At 41.7% G+C, this 22,503-nt stretch carries 25 protein-coding genes and 2 pseudogenes; 21 read left to right on the top strand and 6 right to left on the bottom strand.

Translation table 11 applies throughout. The features are described 5' to 3' along the window. Positions 1-305 precede the first annotated feature (305 nt). A pseudogene (locus DET59_RS19705) lies at positions 306-998 on the bottom strand (response regulator). Next, positions 964-2,589, bottom strand: coding sequence for an ATP-binding protein (locus DET59_RS19710; protein WP_113971306.1), 1,626 nt, complete (start codon positions 2,587-2,589; stop codon positions 964-966). Before DET59_RS19710 ends, DET59_RS19705 begins: the two are co-directional and overlap by 35 nt. A 74-nt stretch (positions 2,590-2,663) precedes the next feature. On the opposite strand from DET59_RS19710, the gene DET59_RS19715 reads away from it, so the two are divergent. Further along, positions 2,664-3,716 (top strand): DctP family TRAP transporter solute-binding subunit, encoded by a 1,053-nt coding sequence (locus DET59_RS19715; RefSeq protein WP_113971307.1) that lies wholly within the window; start codon positions 2,664-2,666, stop codon positions 3,714-3,716. On the opposite strand, the gene DET59_RS19720 is transcribed toward DET59_RS19715, so the two are convergent. From DET59_RS19720 to DET59_RS19730, 3 genes are all read right to left on the bottom strand, one after another. Beyond that, entirely contained in the window at positions 3,713-4,231 is a 519-nt protein-coding gene (locus tag DET59_RS19720; RefSeq protein WP_181778247.1) for a plasmid pRiA4b ORF-3 family protein, read from the bottom strand. The genes DET59_RS19715 and DET59_RS19720 overlap by 4 nt on opposite strands. Further along, positions 4,218-4,463 (bottom strand): hypothetical protein, encoded by a 246-nt coding sequence (locus tag DET59_RS19725; protein ID WP_113971309.1) that lies wholly within the window; start codon positions 4,461-4,463, stop codon positions 4,218-4,220. The genes DET59_RS19720 and DET59_RS19725 overlap by 14 nt, the downstream gene beginning before the upstream one ends. Before the next feature lie 139 nt (positions 4,464-4,602). Further along, complete coding sequence (locus tag DET59_RS19730; RefSeq protein WP_113971310.1) at positions 4,603-4,905, bottom strand: hypothetical protein; 303 nt, start codon at positions 4,903-4,905, stop codon at positions 4,603-4,605. Positions 4,906-5,072: 167 nt separating this feature from the next. On the opposite strand from DET59_RS19730, the gene DET59_RS19735 reads away from it, so the two are divergent. From DET59_RS19735 to DET59_RS22210, 6 genes are all read left to right on the top strand, one after another. After that, a complete protein-coding gene (locus tag DET59_RS19735; RefSeq protein ID WP_113971311.1) occupies positions 5,073-5,999 on the top strand; it encodes a manganese-dependent inorganic pyrophosphatase in 927 nt (308 codons plus the stop codon). 79 nt (positions 6,000-6,078) lie between these two features. After that, complete coding sequence (gloA2, locus tag DET59_RS19740) at positions 6,079-6,468, top strand: SMU1112c/YaeR family gloxylase I-like metalloprotein (protein WP_258549751.1); 390 nt, start codon at positions 6,079-6,081, stop codon at positions 6,466-6,468. Positions 6,469-6,936: 468 nt separating this feature from the next. Further along, on the top strand, positions 6,937-7,821 hold the full coding sequence (locus DET59_RS19745; RefSeq protein WP_113971313.1) for a helix-turn-helix domain-containing protein: 885 nt from the start codon (positions 6,937-6,939) through the stop codon (positions 7,819-7,821). 59 nt (positions 7,822-7,880) lie between these two features. Further along, positions 7,881-8,768, top strand: coding sequence for a helix-turn-helix domain-containing protein (locus DET59_RS19750; protein ID WP_113971314.1), 888 nt, complete (start codon positions 7,881-7,883; stop codon positions 8,766-8,768). A gap of 67 nt (positions 8,769-8,835) precedes the next feature. After that, positions 8,836-9,297 (top strand): hypothetical protein, encoded by a 462-nt coding sequence (locus tag DET59_RS19755; RefSeq protein ID WP_113971315.1) that lies wholly within the window; start codon positions 8,836-8,838, stop codon positions 9,295-9,297. Positions 9,298-9,394: 97 nt separating this feature from the next. Further along, entirely contained in the window at positions 9,395-9,520 is a 126-nt protein-coding gene (locus DET59_RS22210; RefSeq protein WP_258549747.1) for a hypothetical protein, read from the top strand. A 134-nt stretch (positions 9,521-9,654) separates the two neighbouring features. On the opposite strand, the gene murB is transcribed toward DET59_RS22210, so the two are convergent. Then, a complete protein-coding gene (gene murB / locus DET59_RS19760; RefSeq protein ID WP_113971316.1) occupies positions 9,655-10,575 on the bottom strand; it encodes a UDP-N-acetylmuramate dehydrogenase in 921 nt (306 codons plus the stop codon). Positions 10,576-10,864: 289 nt separating this feature from the next. On the opposite strand from murB, the gene DET59_RS19765 reads away from it, so the two are divergent. The 14 genes and pseudogenes from DET59_RS19765 to DET59_RS22215 form a co-directional block, all read left to right on the top strand. Beyond that, positions 10,865-11,767 carry a DMT family transporter gene (locus DET59_RS19765; protein ID WP_113971317.1) on the top strand — a complete coding sequence of 301 codons (903 nt, stop codon included), beginning with the start codon at positions 10,865-10,867 and terminating at the stop codon, positions 11,765-11,767. 216 nt (positions 11,768-11,983) lie between these two features. Further along, positions 11,984-12,835, top strand: coding sequence for a DegV family protein (locus tag DET59_RS19770; RefSeq protein WP_113971318.1), 852 nt, complete (start codon positions 11,984-11,986; stop codon positions 12,833-12,835). Between the two features lie 152 nt (positions 12,836-12,987). Next, positions 12,988-14,472 (top strand): ATP-dependent helicase ComFA, encoded by a 1,485-nt coding sequence (locus DET59_RS19775; protein WP_258549748.1) that lies wholly within the window; start codon positions 12,988-12,990, stop codon positions 14,470-14,472. Between the two features lie 142 nt (positions 14,473-14,614). Beyond that, complete coding sequence (locus DET59_RS19780) at positions 14,615-15,163, top strand: ComF family protein (RefSeq protein WP_258549749.1); 549 nt, start codon at positions 14,615-14,617, stop codon at positions 15,161-15,163. 61 nt (positions 15,164-15,224) lie between these two features. Continuing rightward, positions 15,225-15,641, top strand: coding sequence for a TIGR03826 family flagellar region protein (locus DET59_RS19785; protein ID WP_113971321.1), 417 nt, complete (start codon positions 15,225-15,227; stop codon positions 15,639-15,641). 114 nt (positions 15,642-15,755) lie between these two features. Further along, positions 15,756-16,022 carry a flagellar biosynthesis anti-sigma factor FlgM gene (gene flgM / locus DET59_RS19790; protein ID WP_113971322.1) on the top strand — a complete coding sequence of 89 codons (267 nt, stop codon included), beginning with the start codon at positions 15,756-15,758 and terminating at the stop codon, positions 16,020-16,022. 14 nt (positions 16,023-16,036) lie between these two features. Further along, complete coding sequence (locus tag DET59_RS19795; RefSeq protein WP_113971323.1) at positions 16,037-16,531, top strand: flagellar protein FlgN; 495 nt, start codon at positions 16,037-16,039, stop codon at positions 16,529-16,531. Between the two features lie 29 nt (positions 16,532-16,560). Further along, positions 16,561-18,117 (top strand): flagellar hook-associated protein FlgK, encoded by a 1,557-nt coding sequence (gene flgK, locus DET59_RS19800; RefSeq protein ID WP_113971324.1) that lies wholly within the window; start codon positions 16,561-16,563, stop codon positions 18,115-18,117. Between the two features lie 12 nt (positions 18,118-18,129). Further along, positions 18,130-19,035 carry a flagellar hook-associated protein FlgL gene (gene flgL, locus DET59_RS19805; protein ID WP_113971325.1) on the top strand — a complete coding sequence of 302 codons (906 nt, stop codon included), beginning with the start codon at positions 18,130-18,132 and terminating at the stop codon, positions 19,033-19,035. A 75-nt stretch (positions 19,036-19,110) separates the two neighbouring features. Further along, positions 19,111-19,701: a DUF6470 family protein gene (locus DET59_RS19810; RefSeq protein WP_113971326.1), complete on the top strand. Its 591-nt coding sequence runs from the start codon at positions 19,111-19,113 to the stop codon at positions 19,699-19,701. An 18-nt stretch (positions 19,702-19,719) separates the two neighbouring features. After that, entirely contained in the window at positions 19,720-20,163 is a 444-nt protein-coding gene (gene fliW, locus DET59_RS19815; RefSeq protein ID WP_113971327.1) for a flagellar assembly protein FliW, read from the top strand. 4 nt (positions 20,164-20,167) lie between these two features. After that, positions 20,168-20,389: a carbon storage regulator CsrA gene (gene csrA / locus DET59_RS19820; protein WP_113971328.1), complete on the top strand. Its 222-nt coding sequence runs from the start codon at positions 20,168-20,170 to the stop codon at positions 20,387-20,389. 157 nt (positions 20,390-20,546) lie between these two features. Next, positions 20,547-21,695 (top strand): flagellin N-terminal helical domain-containing protein, encoded by a 1,149-nt coding sequence (locus DET59_RS22340; protein WP_113971329.1) that lies wholly within the window; start codon positions 20,547-20,549, stop codon positions 21,693-21,695. A gap of 343 nt (positions 21,696-22,038) precedes the next feature. Beyond that, a pseudogene (locus tag DET59_RS22215) lies at positions 22,039-22,155 on the top strand (flagellin); the annotation flags it as partial. Positions 22,156-22,503: the final 348 nt, after the last annotated feature.

Raw genomic sequence — 22,503 nt, forward strand, 5'->3', positions numbered from 1 at the left:
GCGTAAGGGAATGACATAACCACGTCATTTCGTAACTTTTCATAAATTCCAGTAATTAACAACCGTTACTGGTTTAGTTTGGTGATCCCTTTTTTAAGGAACCTGACCTTTGATAATTTCATATTCGGTTATTTTTCATTTGACATATTACCGCAGGTCTTTAAGTTACCTATTAAATATGGTAACGCTTACATATTAAAATGAGAATATTTAGAACTTAAAGGACGTTTTGGTCTTTTTGGTCCGGGAGTGTGATCGAGGAGAACAAAAAAGAATGAGGCATCTACCATTCGCCTCATTCTTAATTACTGCCATTGATATCGATTGATCGGGCGACCAATACCGCCATATTCGATCATGATTTGAACCTGGCCAGATTTTTGTAAATAGTCTAAATATCTTCGGGCTGTTACACGGGCGATGCCGATTCCTTCAGCGGTTTCTTATGCAGATAAGGGGCTTTTTTGGTCTTTTATAAACTGAATGATCTGCGATAACGTTTGCTGGTTCAGTCCCTTAGGTAATTCTTCCTTCATGGAGGGGGATTGAGTGGGAGAGGGAACACCCTGAAGCTGATCTAATTCCTGCTGTCCCACGGATCCAACTCCCGCCATTTGATGTTTAAACAGTCGGTATTTCTCAAGAGCTTGTTTCAATCGATCAAACTTGAAAGGCTTAATGATGTAATCAAACACCCCTAGTCTCATCATCGTCTTGATGGTTTCTTTATCTTGGGCAGCAGATATGACAATCACGTCCACGTCTGTATCCTGCTTCCGAAAGGCTTGTAAGGTTTCAAGACCATTTTGTTTAGGCATAAAGTTATCCAGAAGGACAAGGTCGGGCTTAAAGGATGCAACCTTTTCCGCACCTTCCTGTCCATTTCCGGCAATGGCACACACTATGAAGCCAGGTATACGTTCTATGAACATTCGATTGACTTCCTGAACCATTGGATCATCTTCAATCAGTAATACGATAATTGGTTCCTTCATCATTGTTCCCTCCATTCATTGGAAAAGTAAGTTGGAATAACGTCCCTTCACCCAGGGTTGACTCCACTTTAATATGACCGTCTGCTTTCTCTATAATGCTATGAATCAAGTAGAGACCGATCCCTGACCCATCATTCCCTTTGGTGGTGTATCCTTTTTGAAATAAGTGGGGAAGCTGTTCTTTCGTCATCCCTGTTCCATTATCTTCTATTTCAATATGAAAAGTGTCAGGGTCTTCTTTTAAATAGACCGTAATGACTTTGGAATCTACTCCAGAATCTTCTAGGGCATAAAAGCTATTTTCAATCAGGTTACCTAAGATAATGACAAAATCATGTTCATCCAGAAGCGGAGGAAGGGACGATAGGTAGCTATCGGGATCGATCTTTACTTCTATCCCCATTTCATTTCCTCTCCTGATCTTGGCCAATAGTAATCCCGTCAAACTATCAAGCTTGATCTGCCGAGTCAGGGAGGCGGTGAGATGTTCCTCTTCTTGAGAGGATTGAAAGATATAATCGAGAGCTTTCTCTCCCTCTTCTAATTGAATCAGGCCGGCAACGGTATGTAATTTATTCTGGTGTTCGTGGTTTTGGACCCTCAATGCCTCAACGAATTCTTTCACTCCAGTCAGCTCTTCTGCCAGTTGAGTCATCTCCGTTCGATCCTGAAACACGGCCACGGCCCCGACAATGTCCCCGTTTACCAGAATGGGAACCCTGGAGCTTAATACGATCTTGTTCTCTAATCTCAGTTCTTCATGATAAATCGGTTCCTTCTTGTTTAACACGTCTGGTAATTTTGAAGAAGGAAGTACCTCTTGAATGTATTTTCCGGCAGGATCTCCATTTATCAATAGTATATCTTTCGCTTTCTCATTAAAGACGGTGATCCTTTTTTGATTATCAATGGCAATGATGCCTTCATTCATGGCTTGAAAAGTAGCGGTCCTTTCCACCAGGAGTTTACCAATTTCATGAGGTTCCAGCTGAAAGGTATCTTTCTTTATTTGTCTTGCCAATAACCATGAACCCATGATGCCGAATAGGAGAGTGATGGCACCTATAATGATAAGTTCATTTTGAAGATCCCTCATTATATCGAGTGTAGAGGGGAGGAGGATGCCTACAATGACCACACCGATTTGTTGGTGCTGATCGTTCATGATCGGAACAAACCCCCTGACCGCCGTACCAATTTCCCCCTTAGCTGTCGTTACATAGCTATGCTCGGCAAAAGCAGGACCTTCATCCTTTCCTGCAGAGATGGACCCAAGCTGCTCATCGGACGGGTGTGAGTAACGGATCCGGTTCATATTGAGGACGACGATATAGTCAGAGCCATTTACCGTCCTGATATTTTCTACAATGGGCTGGATTTCCCTCCATCCCCGAATTTCTTCTAAATGGCTTTGAACGGTAGGCAGGTTCGCTACTGTTCTAGCCGTAATAAGTGCCTGATTTCCTAACTCTTCTTCCTTCATTTCAATCGCTTTTCCTACAAATATAATAAATCCAATGATGAGCGCAAACAGGACTACACCAAAGGATAATATCGTCATTTTCCATCGGATGGGCATTTGTTTTCGATTCATTCTGAATATTCCTTCCTCTTCATTCAAAGTTATTGTACCATTTTTAGTAGAACGGAGAGAGGGGAGGTCCACTAATGAGAACATTTTTCTATATAGGGTTGTTTATTATAACAGGAATCGCTACAGCCTATTTTGTTGGATTTCAATCTCAGACCGGCTTTACCTCGGAATATGATGACGATCAAGAAAAGCTGAAAGATGCTATCGTCATTAAAGTCAGTCATGTTGTTTCTGAAAATACACCGAAAGGTAAAGCAATCAGGCGTTTTAAAGCACTAGTAGAAAAGAACACCAAGGGAAAAGTGAAGGTTGAGATCTACCCAAACGGCTCGCTCTATTCGGATATCAGTGAATGGAATGCTCTTAAAAATAATAATGTTCAAATGATTATCCCCGCCACCTCTAAAGTCTCTGCTTATGTTCCAGAGTATAGTGTGTTCGATTTACCCTTTGCGTTTAATAGTTATAAAGATGTTCAACGGGCATTTGAGGGGAATATAGGAGATATATTACTTAAAAAGGTAGAAAAACAAGAAAACGTGAAAGGAATAACTTTTTGGTATAACGGATTTAAACAAATCACCAACAGTCAGCGACCCTTGATCAGACCTGTTGATTTCAATCGGCTCCACTTCCGTACGATGCCGGGTGAAGTGATAAAAGATCAATATCAACGGATGGGGGCTGCCGTAAGTCACCTGCCTTTTAATAAAACATACGAGAACTTAGAAGTAGGATTTATAGATGGACAGGAAAATACCATTTCCAATATTTACTCGAAAAAGCTTTATGACCATCAGTCTTATCTTACAGTCAGCAATCATTCTTATTTAGGTTATGTGGTTTTAATGAATGAAGATTTTTGGGGTGACTTGCCTGAAGAGTACCGGGTAGAAATTGAAGAAGCGATGAATCAAACGACTGAATGGATTCGCCGGCATTCGATTGAAATCAATGATGACCATATGCGCGAGTTGAAAAGAAACACTGATTTAGAAGTTCATATTCTGTTAAATTCGGAAAAAGAAAAATGGATGAAGAAGCTGGCTCCTCTGTATGAAGAATATGAAGATGAAATTGGGAAGGAAATCATGAAGGAGATTTATAAAAGAAACGGCAGACCTTAGTAAAGGTCTGCAGTATTGTATTCAAAATCTAACTCTCTTAACATTTCATTGGTTTCTACCAAATCGAATTTTTCGGGATCGTGATCAGCATACCGTTCTCTGAAGAACTGGGCGTCCTCGTCCATTTTTTCGGTATTTGATAAAACCTTTAATACATGTTGATAGTGATGAATGCCACCGCTGTCTTCTAAGGGGCAATTTCGCTTGCCTTTTATACAAACGGGGGAGACCAGGTTTTGATTCCCTGTGATTTTCTCGAGGAGAATCTGATGTTCCCAATCGTCGCCGAAATCATAGGTATATGAGATCGCATCTTTCTCACTCACTAAGAATTTTCCAATAATCGATATCTTTGAATCGCGTGCAAAATCTGAACGAAATTCATATTCTTCGTCAGGGTATTCAAAAACACCCGGGCTTCCATGGAAAGAGTATAAATGTGTATTTGTCCACCCCATCACTGTTTGGATTACTTCGTGAAGCTGATGAAAGGATAACGTATTAGGTATAAGCACCCTTCTCCAAATGGGAGGTTTTGCTCCTTTGATCAAAATTCATGAATTTTTCATCTTCATCCATTTCGTGATACATTTCATCATGAAGAATTTGGTTTAAATCCGGGGCAAGGAATTGCTCATTTAGGGCAGATTCAAGTCTGCTCTGGTCTTGAGCGGAGAGGTGATTGAATTCATCTGAGGTCTTTACTTTATTGATAAGACGCTGCAGAGGATCGCTGCGATTTAACATGGGAATCCTCCTTGGGTTGGCGGTATTGCCATTACTATGTGGGAAAATAAATGGGATGCATAAGAATTTAACTATTGAGATGCAGCTTTGAGTAGTGTTCACAAATGAGGGGGAAGAGTGGGAGTGAAAGGTTCTGAGGTTATTGTTCCATCCCCACCCGCCGTTTTACTTTATGGAGGTCTTTTTTGTGATCCCAGTTTTCTTTTACCAGAATCGTGATGTTATCCTGGATGTCTTGTTGGTTTTCTTCGAGGACGGTCATTTTGGAATCTAGCTTGTCCATACGGTTTTCAAGCTTGTCCATACGGGATTCCAGACCATCCAAACGGTTTTCAATTCGATCCATACGCGTTTCCAGTCTTTCAAAACGGGTATTTACGTTTGATTCAAAGCGAGTCATTTGTTCCTGTAACTCTCTAATGGCTTGCAAAATCTGATCCATACTATTTGTCACCTCCTTGTCCCCATAGTATAACACAGAATCTGGGAATGTTGCCTTCATAATCACTGGAAAAAATCTTCACGAACGGATGCGGTTTTGCTTTTAAATATGGTAATATAAGAAAATGAAATCAATGATGACTATTACATAGAGTTAGGAGAATGAATATGAGTAAAACACTTATTTTCGGACACAAAAATCCAGATACAGATACAATCACGTCTGCACTTGTATACGCTGATTTGAAGACAAAGATCGGATTGGACGTCGAGCCTGTACGTTTAGGTGACGTGAACGGGGAAACACAATATGCCCTTGATTACTTTAACGTTGACGCACCACGATTAGTTGAGAAGGTTGCCGGTGAAACCGACACGGTTATCCTTGTGGACCATAACGAGCGTCAGCAAAGTGCGGAAGACATCGAAGAAGTACGCGTTCTTGAAGTCATCGACCACCACCGTATCGCAAACTTTGAAACGGCAGACCCTTTATACTACCGTGCAGAGCCGGTTGGCTGTACGGCAACGATCTTAAACAAGATTTACAAGGAAAAAGGAGTAGAGGTAACAAAGGAAATGGCTGGATTGATGCTTTCAGCGATCATCTCAGACTCTCTATTATTTAAATCCCCAACTTGCACGGACGAAGACGTAGCAGCAGCGAACGAATTGGCTGAAATTGCTGGCGTTGACGCTGAAGTTTACGGATTGGAAATGTTAAAAGCCGGTGCGAACATGAGCACCAAATCAGTGGCGGAGCTTGTAACCCTTGATGCGAAAGAATTCTCCATGGGTAACGCGAAAGTTGAAGTAGCTCAAGTTAACGTTGTGGACACGAATGACGTATTCGGACGTCAGGCAGAAGTGGAAGCTGCGATGGAAACAATGATCAAAGAAAAAGGATTGGATCTTTTCTTACTTGTTGTGACTGACATTCTGGAAAATGACTCAACGGCATTGGCTCTTGGGAGCAAAGCTGCGGAAGTGGAGAAAGCATTCAATGTAACCCTTCAAAACAATACAGCGCTATTAAAAGGTGTTGTATCACGTAAAAAACAGATCGTGCCTGTGTTGACGGATGCCATGAAATAAAATAATAATTTGGGAGGAGCAGTCTTAGGGCTGCTTCTTTTTTTCAATTAAATAAGGGAGGTGCCAGTGGCCCATGACTTTGAAATTTAAAAAAATCCACCACATCGCCATCATCTGCTCAAATTACAATCTTTCAAAAGACTTTTACGTCAACAAACTGGGTTTTGAAGTGAAACAGGAAATTTACAGGGAAGAAAGAGATTCATACAAACTGGATTTAACGTTAAATGGAGCATACGTCATTGAATTATTTTCATTCCCTGACGCACCAGTCCGTCCCAGCTATCCAGAAGCCCAAGGGTTACGCCATTTAGCATTTGTTGTAGAGGATATTGAGGAGAGTGTAAGACTTCTAAATGAAAAAGGCATTGAAGCGGAAGAAATACGAATAGACCCATATACTCATAAACGTTTCACTTTCTTTGAAGATCCAGATGGACTTCCATTAGAAATATATGAAAGCGAGTAGAGGTCCGTCCCTAAAAAAAGAGCACTTCCCATAAAGGAAAGTGCCGTCAAAAGGTATTGTAATTTGTCGTTAGGTATATTAAACCATAGATTATGAGCTCATGTATTGTCGTTGTGGCATGATTTTGGTTGATATATATAGGCATTTCTTGTGAATATCTCTGTTATCTTTAAATTTATTAAAATATTAATATTGTGAACTGAGGTGCCAGGCACATAACCTCTTTTTTGTGCCTGGCACCATTTGTGTATAGTCGAGGTCCGTCCCTCAAAAAAAAGAGCACTTCCCACAAGGAGAAGTGCTGTCCAAAGGTATTGTAATTTGTCGTTAAGTTTATTTAAACATATATTTTAAATGGATGTATTGGCGGTTTAGCACCTTAAGAGAGGATATATGAGGATTTCCCTAAAAAATTTGCCTATTTCCTGTTAAAATATAAAGATATTAATATTTTCGTGAGGTGGGTTTTTGGACTATTCTGTCATAGGTAAAAAGATCAAAGAGTTGAGAAAGGTCGTGGGTTTGACTCAGGGTGAACTGGCAGACGGAATTTGTACTCAAGCCCTGATCAGTCGTATAGAAAAAGGGGATATCTATCCGAGTGCTACGTCTCTTTATCAGATTTCCAAGAAGCTTGGGGTTGATGTGAACTACTTTTTCGAGATTGGTACGACTCCCCGCCTGGATTATGTAAAAGAAGTTGAACGTCAACTAAAGAAGTTAAGAGTGAAATTGAAATATGATGAAATCATCGAGATTGTTCGGACAGAAGAGAAGAATCCTTTATTTCTAAAAGATGAAACAAATCTTCAGCTTCTCTATTGGCATAAAGGAATATATGTGAATGAAGTCGAGCAAAACAAAGAGGGAGCATTGATCATTTTAGAGAAGGCACTCACCCTGACCTATAATCAGAAGAAGGCCATGTCTGAACGTGAAATGAACATCCTCATCAGTATGGGGATACTGGAATTCAGTCGTCATAACTATGATCGGGCAATAGAAATTTATCAAGGTGTGAATGATGCTTTAACAAATAACGACCAAATTCACGACAAGTCCATTAAAACCAGGCTCTTATATAATATCGCCAGGGTATTGACTAGGCTTGGAAACTATCATGAGTCTATCGAGTATTGCGAAGAAGGTATTCGATGGATTATTCAAGAAGAAACTTTATATGGATTCGCGCAATTAAATTATCATATTGGGTATAACCTGGAGTTGCAAGAGAGATATCAGGAAGCACTGCCTTATCTGGAGAAAGCAGCGATGCTTTTTGATATACAAAACAACCTGAAATTATCCGATTTTATTAAAGGGAACATAGAAAAACTCAAAAAATATAAATAAAAATATATTTTAAACTTAGTAACTTTCTTACTAAATATAACCTCTAGGGAGGCAGGATCGTGGATTACTCCATCATTGGTAAAAAGATAAAGGAGCTACGTCAGGTTGTTGGTATAACTCAAGGAGAATTAGGAGAAGGGATATGCACACAGGCACTTATCAGTCGAATTGAAAAGGGAGACATCTATCCCAATGCCACATCACTTTATCAAATCTCCAAAAAGCTTGGAGTGGATGTGAATTATTTCTTTGAGATCGGAACAACCCCCCGTCTGGACTACATAAAGGAAGTTGAGCGCCAATTACGTCACTTAAGAAAAAAACATAGATATAAAGAAATGATAGAAATGGTGAGAGCAGAAGAAAGCAATCCACTTTTTAAGGAAAGGGAAAACCTCCAACTCCTTTATTGGCACAAGGGAATATATATCTTTGAGATGGAAAATAATCGGGAGGAAGCCTTTCAACTGTTAAATGAAGCCTTTTCCCTTACAGGAGACAGGAAAAAAGCCCTTTCGGAAAGGGAAATGGAGATTCTCCTAACCATCGGGGGTTTTTATGTAGGGACAGAAGATTATGTCAAAGCTCTTCAATATTATGATCGAGTTAGAGAGGCTATCCATACTACTGGACAACTAAGCGATAAATCGATTAAAACCCGATTGCTTTATAATAAAGCAAGGGCGTTAACAAGATTAGGAAAATACAGAGAGTCGATTGATCATTGCATGGAAGCAATAAGGTGGTGCATTGAAGAGGAACACTTATATGGTTTAGCACAACTACATTATCATATAAGCTATAATTTCGAATTGAAAGAAAACTACGAACAAGCGTTATCGTATATAGAAAAATCCATATTGATGTTTGAGATGCTCGGAAATGATGAGCATAAGACCTTTCTAACTAATAAGAAAGAGCAATTATCCCTCAAGATGCTGTCATAATATTTTCTGTTTCATACATTCAACATGTCCATCATAAGAATGATTATAGATGAGGAGGGTTGGATGTATGAGAAGGAAAAGCCCGGTTCCTCTATTTATCGGAGCGGTTGTTGCCATTCTGCTTGTTGTGGCTCTGTTTCTGCTTATTGGAAAAACCCAGGAACCTGATACACCCGAAGAAGTGATCGAGGATTTTTATAACTTTGAAAAAGACGGTGATTTCGGTAACGCATGGGAGTTGTTCCATTCGGAAATGCAAAATAAGTTCCCCAAATCCTCTTATATCCAAACAAAAAACCATGTATTCATGGGTCATATGGGGGTCGATGAGTTTGAGGTGGAGGTAGGCAATATTGAAAAGGAGAAGGAGTTTACGTTTAACGAAGAAGGGCTTCAGTTTAAAAATGTCCGAAAAGCGGAAGTGAACTTGTATTTTGATAGTCAGTTTGGTGAATTAATGATTACACAAACCTGTTTTGTAGCCATAGAAGAAGGAGAATGGAGGATACTCTGGAACTATAACTTCTAAAGTGATGATTAAAATGGAATTTTTCACTGAATTTGGTTTTATCTAGAATTTTTCGGGTAAAAAGATACTAATATTTTTACAAAGGAGGGCATTAGCTGTGTCACTGCTCTATTTTAAGGCTCGTGAAGCCTATGAACTGGATGCGAAAGTATCTCAATCCCAAATCACAAGGTTGAGAGAGTTTCGCAGAACAAAGCCCGCCCCTGTTGCCAAAAAGAGATAGCTAATGGTTCCTTAAGAATGAAAGCCTCTGCTCAGTCTAAATTCATTTAGGCTGTTTTTTTATATTTAAGGGTGGTTGGGTTATTAAGGATGAATGGAATAAAAAAGTCAGGAATCCATCGATTCCTGACTTTTTTATTCCAGATCTTCTCCGATGATGCGAACTTCCCGTTCAAGCTCCACATCAAATTTTTCTTTCACTGTTTTTTGAACGTGTTCAATGAGTGAAATATAATCGGAGGCTGTCGCGTTGTCTTTATTCACGATGAAACCGGCATGCTTCGTGGAGACTTCAGCACCACCAAAGTTCGTTCCTTGAAGCTCGCTGTCCTGAATGAGCTTACCGGCAAAGTATCCAGGTGGTCGTTTGAAGACACTTCCGCAAGATGGATATTCAAGTGGTTGCTTGGATTCCCGTTTATTGGTCAGATCATCCATAACGGCCTTGATTTCTTCGTAGTCGCCAGGCTTTAAGCTGAAGGTTGCTTCGAGTACAATATCGCCTTTTTCAGAAATATTGCTGTGACGGTAATCGAGCTCTAATTCAGCGGCTGTACGTTTTACCAGGTTTCCTTCCCGGTCGACGACATGGCAATAATCAAGCACATCTTTAACTTCTCCGCCGTAAGCCCCGGCATTCATGAATAGAGCACCGCCAACGGTACCTGGAATCCCACAGGCGAATTCGAGTCCTGATAATTTCTCAGCTAACGCCCGTCTCGATACATCGATGATCGCTGCCCCACTTTGAGCGACAATCAGTTGATCGGTCGTCTTGATGTCTTTAAAGTTTTTCAGATGAAGAACGATCCCACGAATTCCACCATCTTTGACAATCAAATTCGACCCGTTTCCTAATAATGTGAATGGGACATCCACTTCGTTTGATAGCTTCACGATGTTCTGAACTTCCTCATACGTGGTTGGCGTCAAGAAGAAATCTGCTCTTCCGCCTAACTTCGTATACAGATGCTCTCGTAACAATTCATCACGTTTGATATTGTCAGAATGCATCACCTTTGATAATTCTTCAAACACTTTTTCCTTATTGTACATTCTATATCAGTCCTATAAAGTAATTTTCGTCTTCTCTAAGTTAAATCCTACCCCACCATTATATGACGAAAACCCATGAAAGTTAAATGGTTTCAGTTGGCAGAAGTGAATCCCCTTCGAATGAACCTCATTAATTGGAAAAGAATGCTTTATTATAGGTAGAAAATACGAAAAAAGAATGTTTCCATTGCCAGCAAAGTAAGTTAGGATAGAACTAACAAAATATGTTATAACGTCTATTTAACTACTAAATTATACAATCTTTTTATAAAAGAGAGGAGGAAGCAAATTGGCCAGATTATATGTGGCGTTAATTGGCTTGAGTCTGATTTGGGGGATGTCGTTCGTTTTCATCAAGTGGCTGGTGGATCCCGTTGGTGTGTGGGGAACGGTCTTCTTACGCTGTTTAGCCGGAGCGCTAGTGCTTCTTCCCATCTTTTTCATACAGAGGAGAAAAGGGGAGAAGAAATCCCTCCCCATGTGGAAGCTGTTTGTTGTCGGGATTGGTAATGCCGCGTTGCCCTGGACCCTGATCGCGCTAAGTGAAACACAGATTAATAGTAATACGGCCTCCATTTTAAACGCGACCACTCCGATTTGGACGGGGCTGGCAGGATTTTTATTTTTCTCTGTCATACTGACCGGGTTCCAATGGATTGGAATTGTCGTTGGGTTTATAGGGATACTTGTCCTGATGAATTTCGAGGTGAGCGGGATTTTCACCTCTGATTTTGTAGGGGTGGGGACGATGGTGCTTGCGACGATGAGCTACGCATTTGCTTCGCAGTTCACGAAAAAATATCTGGCGGGAACGAGTGTTGTGGTGATTTCTACGTTCCAACTGTTGATAGGTGCAGCGGTAGGCTTTGTGGGTATGATGATGACCAACCCAATCTCAATTGGAGATTTGTTATCAGGAGAGGTGATCCTCGGGATAGTAGGGTTAGGCTGTTTAGGGTCAGGAGTAGCAACGCTTCTTTATTTCTATATCATGACGAATGGAAGTCCGGAATTCGCTTCGACAGTGACCTACTTGATTCCCGGTACTGCGATGATTTGGGGATTCGTTCTTCTGAGGGAACCTGTCACGCATAACCTGATATTAGGATTACTCATCATTTTTGCAGGAGTATTCCTTTCATCAAGAAAATCGAAAAAAATCATCACCTCTTTGCCGGTCGGTACGAGGTAAGACCTTTAAACAAACGTTTGATTAGGACATAGAATCCCTTGTACCATATGGGCTCAGAGTCTTAAACAAACGTTTGTTTAGTTTTGTGGAAAACGAAACTCCAGAGAAATTAATGCAAACCAACTTGTTTTCATATAAAATGAAAAGGATACATAAGGTAGACTAGACAAGCTCGCAACACGGGCTATAAAAATAAACAATAAGGATGGTAATTCTATGAAAACGGCAATTGTAACGGATAGTACCGCCTACATCCCGAAAGGATTGCGTGATCAACTGAACATACATATGATTCCTCTCAGCGTCATTTTCGGAGGAGAAAATTATCAAGAAGAAGTTGATATTACGGCAAGTGAATTTTACGAAGAGGTCAGCACCCAGGAAAAGCTTCCAACGACTTCACAGCCTCCAGTCGGGAAGTTCGTTGAGCTATTCGAAAAGCTTTCGCAGAACTACGATGCCGTCATTTCCATCCATTTATCCAGTGGAATCAGCGGAACGTACCAAGGCGCCGTCCAAGCGGGGGAAATGGTCGAGGGCATCAAAGTGTACCCCTATGACTCGGAAATCAGCTGCATGATCCAGGGCTTCTATGCCATTGAAGGGGCCAAGCTTGGCCGTGAAGGGAAAACGGCTGAAGAAATCGTTGCGTTATTGGATGAAATGAAGCAATCGGTACAGGCATACTTCATGGTTGATGACCTGGCTCACCTGCAGCGCGGTGGCAGACTATCGCAAGCCCAGGCGATCATAGGAAGCCTTTTACAGGTTAAACCCTTGCTTCACTTTGTTGATAAAGTGATTGTCCCGTTTGAAAAAATCCGTACGAAGAAGAAGGCGTTGAAGCGGGTGGAGTCTTTGCTTGAAGAAGCAGTGGCTTCCGGAGAAGAGTTTCAAGCTTCGATTATCCATGCGAATCGCGAGGAAGATGCGATTGAGTGGAAGAATGAGCTTCAGGAGAAGTATCCAAATGTGGAGTTCAATGTTAGTATTTTCGGTCCTGTGATCGGTACTCATTTAGGTGAGGGATCGATGGGGATGGGGTGGGCTCGGAAGATGAGTCGATAGGTCTTGGTGTCTTTGATTGTACCTGGTACAATCAAAAACTCTAGGTGCCAGGCACAAAATAACGTTTTTGTGCCTGGCACCTTTTTTTATTAGGCAGGATTTTCACAACCTTGTGTAGAATACATCATTATCCAAAATAAGGAGTGATGTGTTTGCGTTTTGCTTTTGTAGATAATCGTTTGATTCCGGAATCCTTATTAAAAGAGAATCCCATTTTGCATCGAATTTCAGATATATTTTCCATCTCACCTCAACCCCTTAATGAAACCTTTACCTATTCTTCAGAACTTCAATCCTTTCTTAGCGGCCGTTCCCTACTTTTAGACGAAATCCCAACTTCAATTGAAGTCGTTCATGAGCATTATTTAAATGGATATGTTTCCTATCAAAAAGGTGTGGAGGAAAGGCTATGCAATCGTTGTGGAAATAACAGTCCTCATTTATTCGCTTCCTTTTCATGTTCAAGATGCCACAAAACCTGTACCTATTGCCGAAATTGCATCATGATGGGCAGGGTGTCCGAATGCACACCGCTTTTAAAATGGCATGGTCCTGAACCGGTTCCTGAATCGCCTCCAACTTTTCAATGGCTCGGATCTCTTTCAGTGGCGCAAAAAGAAGCTTCTAATCGAATGGTATCTGCAGTTAATACCAGCAAAGACCTGCTCGTATGGGCGGTGTGCGGGGCAGGGAAGACCGAGGTTCTGTTTGAGGGAATCCATAAAGCTCTTCAGCAAAACAAACGGGTATGCATTGCCGCCCCTAGAACTGACGTCATTCTTGAATTGTCTCCACGTCTTAAAAAGGTCTTTCCTGACACAACGATCATCACACTTTACGGCGGGTCTGAAGAAAGGAACACCTATGGCCAACTTGTTCTATCCACCACCCACCAGCTTTATCGATTCAAGGACGCCTTTGATGTCATGATCATCGATGAAGTAGATGCCTTTCCATATTCCTATGATGATTCCTTGCAATGGGCAGTAGAAAAAGCACGTAAACCCGATTCCTCAATTATTTACCTCACAGCTACCCCGGATCGAAAAACACAGAAGCAATGTGCCAAGGGTAATAGAACCTTTATCCAAATCCCGGCCCGTTTCCACCGTCACCCGATTCCACTTCCCAGGTTTGTGTGGTGTGGCCTTTGGAAAAAATCATTGAAGAAAAATCGAATCCCTCATCCATTGAAAAAGTGGACAATATCAAAACTCGAGCAATCCAAACAATCCCTCATTTTCTTCCCGACCGTCGAACTTATGGAAAAAGCCCTGCCGTTATTTCAAGAAATGAATCCCCTCATCGAATCCGTCCATGCAGAAGACCCCCAACGGAAAGAAAAAGTCATGAGAATGCGAAATAACGAGATTCCTATCCTACTCACGACGACCATTTTAGAAAGGGGAGTCACAATATCTAATATCGATGTAGCTGTGCTTGGATCTGAAGAGAAGATTTTCACGGAAAGCGCACTTGTTCAAATCGCAGGAAGAGTAGGAAGGAGTGCGGACTTTCCAAAGGGTGACATAGTCTATTTTCACTACGGCCGCACCGGTGAGATGATCAAAGCGCTCCTTCATATTGATGGCATGAATAAGGAAGCAAGGAAGCGGGGGCTGATTGATGGTAAGTAAATGCTTGTACTGTGGGAATGAACTTGTAGAGGTAATGTCATGGAAAGGATTATTTTACAGAGTTCCTCCGTTTCTGTGTAATGAGTGTGAAAAACATCTGATGATAATAGATGGAAAGCGTTGCTCAGGGTGCTCTCGCTCATTGGAAGAGTTATCTTCTGATTTTATAAAAGGGGAACAGTGCCTGGATTGCGACCGATGGGAGTCTGACTATGAGTGGAAAGGGGTTCTCCGACAGAACGAATCACTCTATCAATATAATGATTTTCTTAAGGAGTATCTTGCTCAGTACAAATATAGAGGAGACTATGTATTGGCGAAACCATTTGCTCATACTCTCAAAAACTATATTGAAAAAAGTGAGATTGATATAGTGATTCCCATCCCACTCAGTGATGAACGTTTATATGAAAGAGGATTCAATCAATCCACAGCTCTTCTGGAAGAAGCAGAGGTCCGTCCCTCTTGTCTCCTCACACGTTTTCACTCGGAAAAGCAGTCAAAGAAGACTCGGAAGGAGCGGCTTCAGCAGGAGCAGGTGTTCCAGTTGGGTGAAGTGGATGTTAAGGGAAAGTCGATCCTTCTGTTTGATGATATTTATACGACTGGAACGACATTGAGGCAGGCAGCTAAATTGCTGAAGGAAGCAGGTGCTGCAGAAGTATCCTCTTTGACTCTTGCCAGAGGTTAAAGCAACACACAGTTATGCCGATATAGAGAGTAACAGAAGTGAATCAGGGAGGAATAGAAAGATGTCTGAAATCATTAATTGTCCACGATGCAACGCCATTTTTATGAGAAATAAGTTCAGGGAAGTGTGTGATACTTGCTATAAAGAAGAAGAAAATATGTACGAGTCTGTTTACCAATTTTTAAAGAAAAGGGAAAACCGTGCTGCGACCATGGATCGTGTAATTGAAGTGACAGGGGTGGACGAGGAGCTTCTATATAAATGGGTAAAAAAAGGGCGCATTCAGACTAGGCAGTTTCCGAATATGGGTTATCCGTGTGATAAATGCGGGAAGATTATTGTTACGGGAAGAATTTGTGGTGATTGCTCATCCGAGATTGTCAGCGAGCTGAAACAGTTTGAAAACGAGCAGGAATGGAAGAGTAAGGTCAAGGAATCCGGACAGAGAACGTATTACACCATGAGAGATAAGAACTAGAAGGTTAGCTCATAAATCAGGAAAAACTAACCATTCTTTTGAACTAAACAAACGATGTTTTTATCCGATATACTAGGTAGAAACGATGGACGTGATGAAAGCGAGGGGAAAATGATGAAGATTAACAATATAGGCAATCAGAACATTAATCCTTATAAGCGCAATCTTAACAAGATGGACCAGCTCGGCAATATTGGAAAAAAGGCATCTGACAAAATTGAAATTTCTTCTGCTGCAAAAGAGATGCAGGAGGTTTCAAAAATCGGTAAAGAGCGCCAGGCAAAAGTAGAAGCATTAAAGGATCAAGTGCAGAGCGGTAATTACACTATTGATCCTAAAGCGATTGCAAAAGGATTAAAGGATTTTTATAACGGAAGCTGAGGGAGCGAACAAACATGTCTGCAACTTCACTGATTGCAACTTTAGAAAAACTATATAAGCTGCACAAGAGTTTGTTCGATCTTTCTGTTGAAAAAACGAATGTTATTAAAAATGGTGCCATGAACGAACTGGACGCTGTGCTAAAGAATGAACAAAAGCATATCGCAGCCATCAACACCGTTGAAAATAAGAGACAACAGGAGTCCAATAACTATCTTCAATCTCTTGGTGTAAGAATGGAGAAAAACCCAACCATCTCACTGTGTATGGAGAACAGTTCACCTGAAGATCAAGACGTTCTTGGATACTGGCAGCAGAAACTTGTCGATGTGATAACCGAGTTGAAAGGGCGTAACGAACTCAATCAAAAGCTTGTCTATCAATCTCTTCAATTTGTCAATATGAACCTGTCGATGCTTCAGCCTCAATCAGAAAAATTAACTTACTCCCGTCCAAATGGTGAAAAGTCGATACCGGCAGGACGATCCATGTTCGATTCGAAAGCATAACATCAATCATTTGAAACGGAGGCAACACCATGCGATCCACTTTTATGGGCCTTGAAACGGCTAAACGGGGGATGTACACCCAACAAGGAGCCCTTTATACGACAGGCCATAACATCGCCAACGCAAATACTCCCGGTTACACTCGTCAACGTGTCAATTTTGCACAAACAGAACCTTACCCGGCCCCCTCCATGAACCGACCGCAAATTCCTGGTCAAATTGGAACAGGGGTCGAAGCCGGTTCAATCCAGCGGGTTCGTGATTCTTTCTTAGACACTCAATATAGAGGGGAAAACAATAAGCTTGGCTACTGGGATACGAAAATGGAAGCCATGAAAAAGATGGAAGAAGTCATGAACGAACCATCTGATTCCGGCTTGTCAAAGACGATGGATATGTTTTGGCAATCCCTTCAGGATCTAGCCGTTAATCCTACGAACTCAGGTGCCAGGTCTGTCGTGCGTCAGCGTGGAATTGCCGTTGCTGAAACGTTCAATTACTTATCATCCTCTTTAACAAGCGTGAGAAACGATTTGAAAAATGAATTGTCGGTGAGTGAAACGCAAGTTAACTCTCTTACAAGACAGATTGATAATATTAATAAACAAATTGCCGAAGTAGAGCCCCACGGTTATCTTCCGAATGATTTGTATGATGAACGGGATCGTTTAATCGATGAGTTATCGAAACAGGTCACGATCAAAACAAGTTATCAGTCGAATGGCGGAGGCTCTTCTGCCATGGCTGAAGGTTCCGTGACCATAACATTAGTAGGTAAAGATGGAAAGAACCCGGTGAACCTGGTTGATAAAAGTGGAGCTAAAGAACTCACTCTTTCATTTAATGGAGACCAGAACACGGTGGATTCTGTTACGATCGACGGGGAAACGATGTCCATAAATGACTTCCTGGCTCAAGGTGAAGGGAAATTGAAAGCCCTTGTCGATACATATGGACATGTAAATGAAGAGGGGAAAGCTGCAGGATCTTATGTTTCCATGCTGAATGAATTGGACAGCATGGCATATGAATTTGCGAAAGCTTTCAATATCCAGCATCAAGAAGGGGTATCTCCGGAAGGAATAGAAGATCCAGCTGTTGAAACGCCTAAGTTCTTCCAGGATGCTAAAAATCCATCTGCAGATTTAGGGACTATCGACAAAGTGGGATTTGCCCAGCGTATCCAAATTGCGGATGAGCTAAGTAACCTGGATCTGATTGCAACCTCCGGGAAAGATAATCCGACCTTGGGGGATGCGTCCAACGTCCTTGCTTTGGCAAATATAATCACAACCACTAAACTGCCATACGGTGAGAAAGAATCTTCCTTTCAGGGACACTTTGAATCCCTTATCGGAAAAATGGCTGTAGAATCCCAGGAATCCATGCGATTAGCGAACAATTCCCAGGTGTTAAGGTCAGCCGTTGATGAGCGCCGCATGTCAGTGAGTGGTGTGTCATTAGATGAAGAAATGACCGACATGATCAAGTTCCAGCACGCCTATAACGCCTCTGCCCGAATGATCACTTTACAAGACGAAATGCTCGATAAAATCATCAACGGCATGGGAACCGTTGGAAGATAAGCAGGTGACTAAATGCGCGTAACCCAAAGTATGTTAACCAATAACTCAATGAGGAATTTAAGTTCATCCTACGCCCGGATGGGACAGCTTCAAGACCAATTGGCGACCGGAAAGAAAATCACGAAGCCTTCCGATGACCCTGTCGTTGCGATGAAAGGCATGTTTTACCGCTCCAATCTGACGGGGATTGAACAATATAAGAGAAATCTATCAGAACTTTATTTATGGATGGAGAATTCAGAGTCCGGAATTGATCATGCGAATCAGGGGCTGCAGCGTGTTCGTGAATTGACACTGCAAGGGAAGAACGGATCTCTTAGTGAAGAAGACCGCAAAGCGGTGGCCGTTGAAATAGAACAAATAAAAAAGGACCTTGTAAGCGTAGCTGAAACAAAAGTGGCAGGCAGGTATATCTTTAATGGGACGGACGTAGGAAATTCCCCCATGAAAGATGGATCACCTGCAGACGGCACTGCTCCTCAAATAGCAGATAACTTAGTCAACGGAAAAACAGGCGACTACATGATTGAAGTTTCCCCGGGTGTATCCCTTAAGGCCAATGCGGACCCAACGAATGTTTTCAGTCAAAAATTATTCGATACGGTTCACAGTATTCAAAAAGCATTGGAATCAGATGATATTTCAAGTCTTGATACAGAGCTTGAAAACTTAGATCAAGTGATGAATACCTTATCAGCTGAGAGATCCGATCTTGGTGCCCGCTACAATCGATTAGAGATGATCGATGACCGATTGGCACAGCAAGAAGTGACAGCAAGCCATATTCTCTCGGATAACGAAGACGCCGATATCGAACGTGTGATCACCGACCTAAAAACCCAGGAAAGTGTCCACCGTGCAGCCCTTAGCGTAGGGGCAAGAATCATGCAGCCGACATTGATGGATTTCTTACGATAAATGCAAGGGGACTAACCCTTTAAGGTGTTTTGTCACCTTAGGGGATAGTCCCTTTTTCATTGGAGGTATAAATACTTGAACATTCCACAAATACGATTACAATCTACTCCGGCGGAACTCGGGATCCAAACGACTCCGGGACGAATGGATATCGAACAACCAAGGGCAGAACTCGATATTCAACAGCCAGCCGGGAAAATGGAGATTGAACGGAGGCCATCAAGATTAACCATCGACCAGACAGAGGCCAGGGCAGACATGGATTTGAAATCCGTGCGCCGCAGGATAGAAGAATACTCCCAACAAGGATACGAAGACTGGTTAGCGGGTCTTGCCAGGGTGGCCCAGGACGGGGATGAACTCATGATGGTTGAACATGGAGGAAACGCGATAGCAGACCAGGCAAAACGAAACAGCGAAAACCCCATGTACGACTTTAATATTGGCTGGATCCCATCTGCCGGAAGCGTCAAGATCGGGTATGATCCGGGAAGTGTCAGAGTGAACTTTGAACCTCAAAAAGTGATCAACAATACTCGTCCACAGAAACCGACCATCCAATATACGCCTGCCCAAGTCGACATCAGCCTGAAACGATACGCCGATTTGCAAGTCGACTTCGCGAACTTGAAGCATGTCGGCATTAACTACGAACAAGAAATATAAAACGAAGGAATGAGAAGGATGAACATAGATACAAAATACCACGGCGTCATTGACATCCATTCAGAGGAAGTCCTGATATTTGAACACGGAATCCCCGGATTTGGAGAAGAAAAGCAGTTTATATTATTGCCCCTTCCTGAAAATGAATGGTTTCATATCCTACAATCGGTGACCACTCCTCAACTTGGATTCGTCGTCACAGATCCCTTTGTCTTTTTCAAAGATTATGATTTTGTACTGGATCCAGCGAGTGTCGAACTACTGGAAAACCCATCCGAACAAGAAATCCAGGTTCTCTCTATTCTGACAGTGAAAGAACCCCTTACCGAATCAACCGCAAATCTCCAGGCTCCGATTATTATCAACCTGGCAAATCGCAAAGGAAAACAAGTTATCCTAAACAACACAGACTACCAAACCAAGCACGAGATCTTTGCACAGCCTGCAGGAAAGAAGGGGTGAGGGGATGTTAGTACTGACAAGAAAAACGGGAGAAAGCATTCAAATCGGGGATGAAATTGAGTTAACCATCATTTCTGTTAAAGGGGATCAAGTGAAATTGGGGATCAATGCACCGAAGAACGTAGACATTCATCGGAAAGAAGTCTACCTTTCCATTCAAGAAGAAAACACCGAAGCCTCCAAAGGAATCGACAACCTATTCAATCTTTTGCCGAAAAATGAGTAATTATTTTTCTCAAACTATTAAACACTAGTCAAAACGACCGATATTAGTAGTGTAAGCAACGAGGAAAAGGGCGGCCGACCTTTATGACTCGTTGCAAACTACTAAACTTTATAGTTCACATGGATGTGGGCTTAATTTCAAGGAGGAAATTTAAGTTATGAGAATTAATCATAATATTGCGGCTTTGAATACTTATCGTCAGTTGAATAGTGCATCGACTAATCAATCAAAATCTATGGAGAAATTGTCTTCAGGTATGCGTATTAACCGCGCTGGAGATGACGCTGCAGGTCTAGCAATCTCTGAAAAAATGCGTGGACAAATTCGTGGATTAGACCAAGCTTCAGCCAACTCTCAAGATGCAATTTCTTTGATTCAAACAGCTGAAGGTGCTTTAAACGAAACTCACTCAATTCTTCAACGTCAACGTGAATTAGCAACTCAAGCTGCTAATGATACTAACACAGCAGAAGATCGTAAGAACATTCAAGATGAAATGGATCAATTAGGCAAAGAAATTGATCGTATTGCAGAAACAACTCAATTCAACACAAAGAACCTATTGGATGGTTCAATGGATAAAACCACTACAGCAGTAGCTAATACTACTACTAATACTAATCTGGGGGCATCAGGTGCCGTTGCTACAGCATTAACAGCTCTTACTGATAAAGATGGTAATAGTTTAGGTATCGCTGCTACTGATACAATTGAAGTTTCTTATGTAAAAGACGGTGCAACAGTTACAAATACTTTTGCAGTAGGTGCTGGTACACTTGGTCATTTAACTAATAGTGATGGTGTTGGTGGAACAGCAGATGCTAACTTAGCTTCTATGGCTGATACCACAGGTGGGGTAGAGTTTGATGCAGCCACTTCAGGTGAAACTGGAGCTATTCATGGTTTCACAGTAACTGTTAAAGATGCATCTGGAAATGTAAAAGCGGGTGCAACAAATGCACTCTCTAGTTTCTCTGAAACTACTCAAGCTACTGATGTTCATTCCGATGGTTCTTCAACATTCCAAATCGGTGCAAACACTGGTCAAAACATTAACTTGGCAATCAAAGACATGGGATCATCAGCTTTAGGAGTGAAAGACATTAAAGTTGGTAACCAAGGTCAAGCTAACGTAGCAATTAAAGTTATTGATGAAGCAATTGCAAAAGTTTCTTCAGAACGTTCAAATCTTGGTGCTACTCAAAACCGTTTAGAACACACAATCAACAACCTAAACACATCTTCCGAAAACCTAACTGCTGCGGAATCTCGTATCCGTGACGTAGATTATGCTTTAGCTGCCTAAGCAGTAACAAGCACAGTCGTCCTGGCTGGTAACGGCTAGAGATCATAATTGGGTGAATTGCTGGAAACCCCTTAGAGCTTTTCTTGCCACAACGTAGTTGGAAACGACAAGCGTGATGGGCTTTAATAAAAGAAGAGATTGGGCAATCAGCAGCCAAGCTCCTGTCTTGAAAGAGTGGAGAAGGTTCAACGACTAGGGTAGACCATCTAAGGCGAAAGCTATGGTGATGAAATCCGTAGGTGAAACAATGGTCATCAGCATTGTGAATCCGAAGTGCCCAACCCCTACTAGATTCTTAGAGGGTGAAGATATAGTCTGGTCATTTATGAAAGTAAATGTTCGCACGATGGCGAAAGAAATGATGAACCAAACAAAGAATTCTATTCTTTCTCAAGCTGCACAAGCAATGTTGGCTCAATCCAATCAAATGCCTCAAGGAGTACTACAACTTCTGAGATAATTGATTCGAGGGCGTCCAGTTTGGTAACGAGCTGGAGTATAACTGGGTGAATTGCTGGAACTTCCTAAAGCTCTATCAACCACAACGTAACTGGAAACGGTAGGCGGAACGGTTTGAAAATGATAGAGATGCAACAATGGATAATCAGCAGCCAAGCTCCTGTGAGGAAACTCTGGAGAAGGTTCAACGACTAGAGAATACGGTCTAAGGCGAAAGCTATGATTATGAATCTCGTAGGGCAGGAATACCTGTTCGAAGTGCCCAGCCCCTTGCATAAAAGGGTGAAGATATAGTCTATTCTATGATCGAAAGACATAGTCGCAAAGCAAGCGAACCAACAACCACAAG

The sequence above is a fragment of the Rossellomorea aquimaris genome (assembly GCF_003315075.1).
In the GTDB taxonomy this organism is placed as follows: domain Bacteria; phylum Bacillota; class Bacilli; order Bacillales; family Bacillaceae_B; genus Rossellomorea; species Rossellomorea aquimaris_C.

Bases quoted from the DNA above. Each gene is read 5' to 3' on its own strand.
- DET59_RS19710 (WP_113971306.1), bottom strand. From the start codon at position 2,589: ATGAATCGAAAACAAATGCCCATCCGATGGAAAATGACGATATTATCC.
- DET59_RS19715 (WP_113971307.1), top strand. From the start codon at position 2,664: ATGAGAACATTTTTCTATATAGGGTTGTTTATTATAACAGGAATCGCT.
- DET59_RS19725 (WP_113971309.1), bottom strand. From the start codon at position 4,463: ATGTTAAATCGCAGCGATCCTCTGCAGCGTCTTATCAATAAAGTAAAG.
- DET59_RS19730 (WP_113971310.1), bottom strand. From the start codon at position 4,905: ATGGATCAGATTTTGCAAGCCATTAGAGAGTTACAGGAACAAATGACT.
- DET59_RS19735 (WP_113971311.1), top strand. From the start codon at position 5,073: ATGAGTAAAACACTTATTTTCGGACACAAAAATCCAGATACAGATACA.
- DET59_RS19755 (WP_113971315.1), top strand. From the start codon at position 8,836: ATGAGAAGGAAAAGCCCGGTTCCTCTATTTATCGGAGCGGTTGTTGCC.
- murB (WP_113971316.1), bottom strand. From the start codon at position 10,575: ATGTACAATAAGGAAAAAGTGTTTGAAGAATTATCAAAGGTGATGCAT.
- DET59_RS19770 (WP_113971318.1), top strand. From the start codon at position 11,984: ATGAAAACGGCAATTGTAACGGATAGTACCGCCTACATCCCGAAAGGA.
- DET59_RS19785 (WP_113971321.1), top strand. From the start codon at position 15,225: ATGTCTGAAATCATTAATTGTCCACGATGCAACGCCATTTTTATGAGA.
- flgM (WP_113971322.1), top strand. From the start codon at position 15,756: ATGAAGATTAACAATATAGGCAATCAGAACATTAATCCTTATAAGCGC.
- DET59_RS19795 (WP_113971323.1), top strand. From the start codon at position 16,037: ATGTCTGCAACTTCACTGATTGCAACTTTAGAAAAACTATATAAGCTG.
- flgK (WP_113971324.1), top strand. From the start codon at position 16,561: ATGCGATCCACTTTTATGGGCCTTGAAACGGCTAAACGGGGGATGTAC.
- flgL (WP_113971325.1), top strand. From the start codon at position 18,130: ATGCGCGTAACCCAAAGTATGTTAACCAATAACTCAATGAGGAATTTA.
- fliW (WP_113971327.1), top strand. From the start codon at position 19,720: ATGAACATAGATACAAAATACCACGGCGTCATTGACATCCATTCAGAG.
- csrA (WP_113971328.1), top strand. From the start codon at position 20,168: ATGTTAGTACTGACAAGAAAAACGGGAGAAAGCATTCAAATCGGGGAT.
- DET59_RS22340 (WP_113971329.1), top strand. From the start codon at position 20,547: ATGAGAATTAATCATAATATTGCGGCTTTGAATACTTATCGTCAGTTG.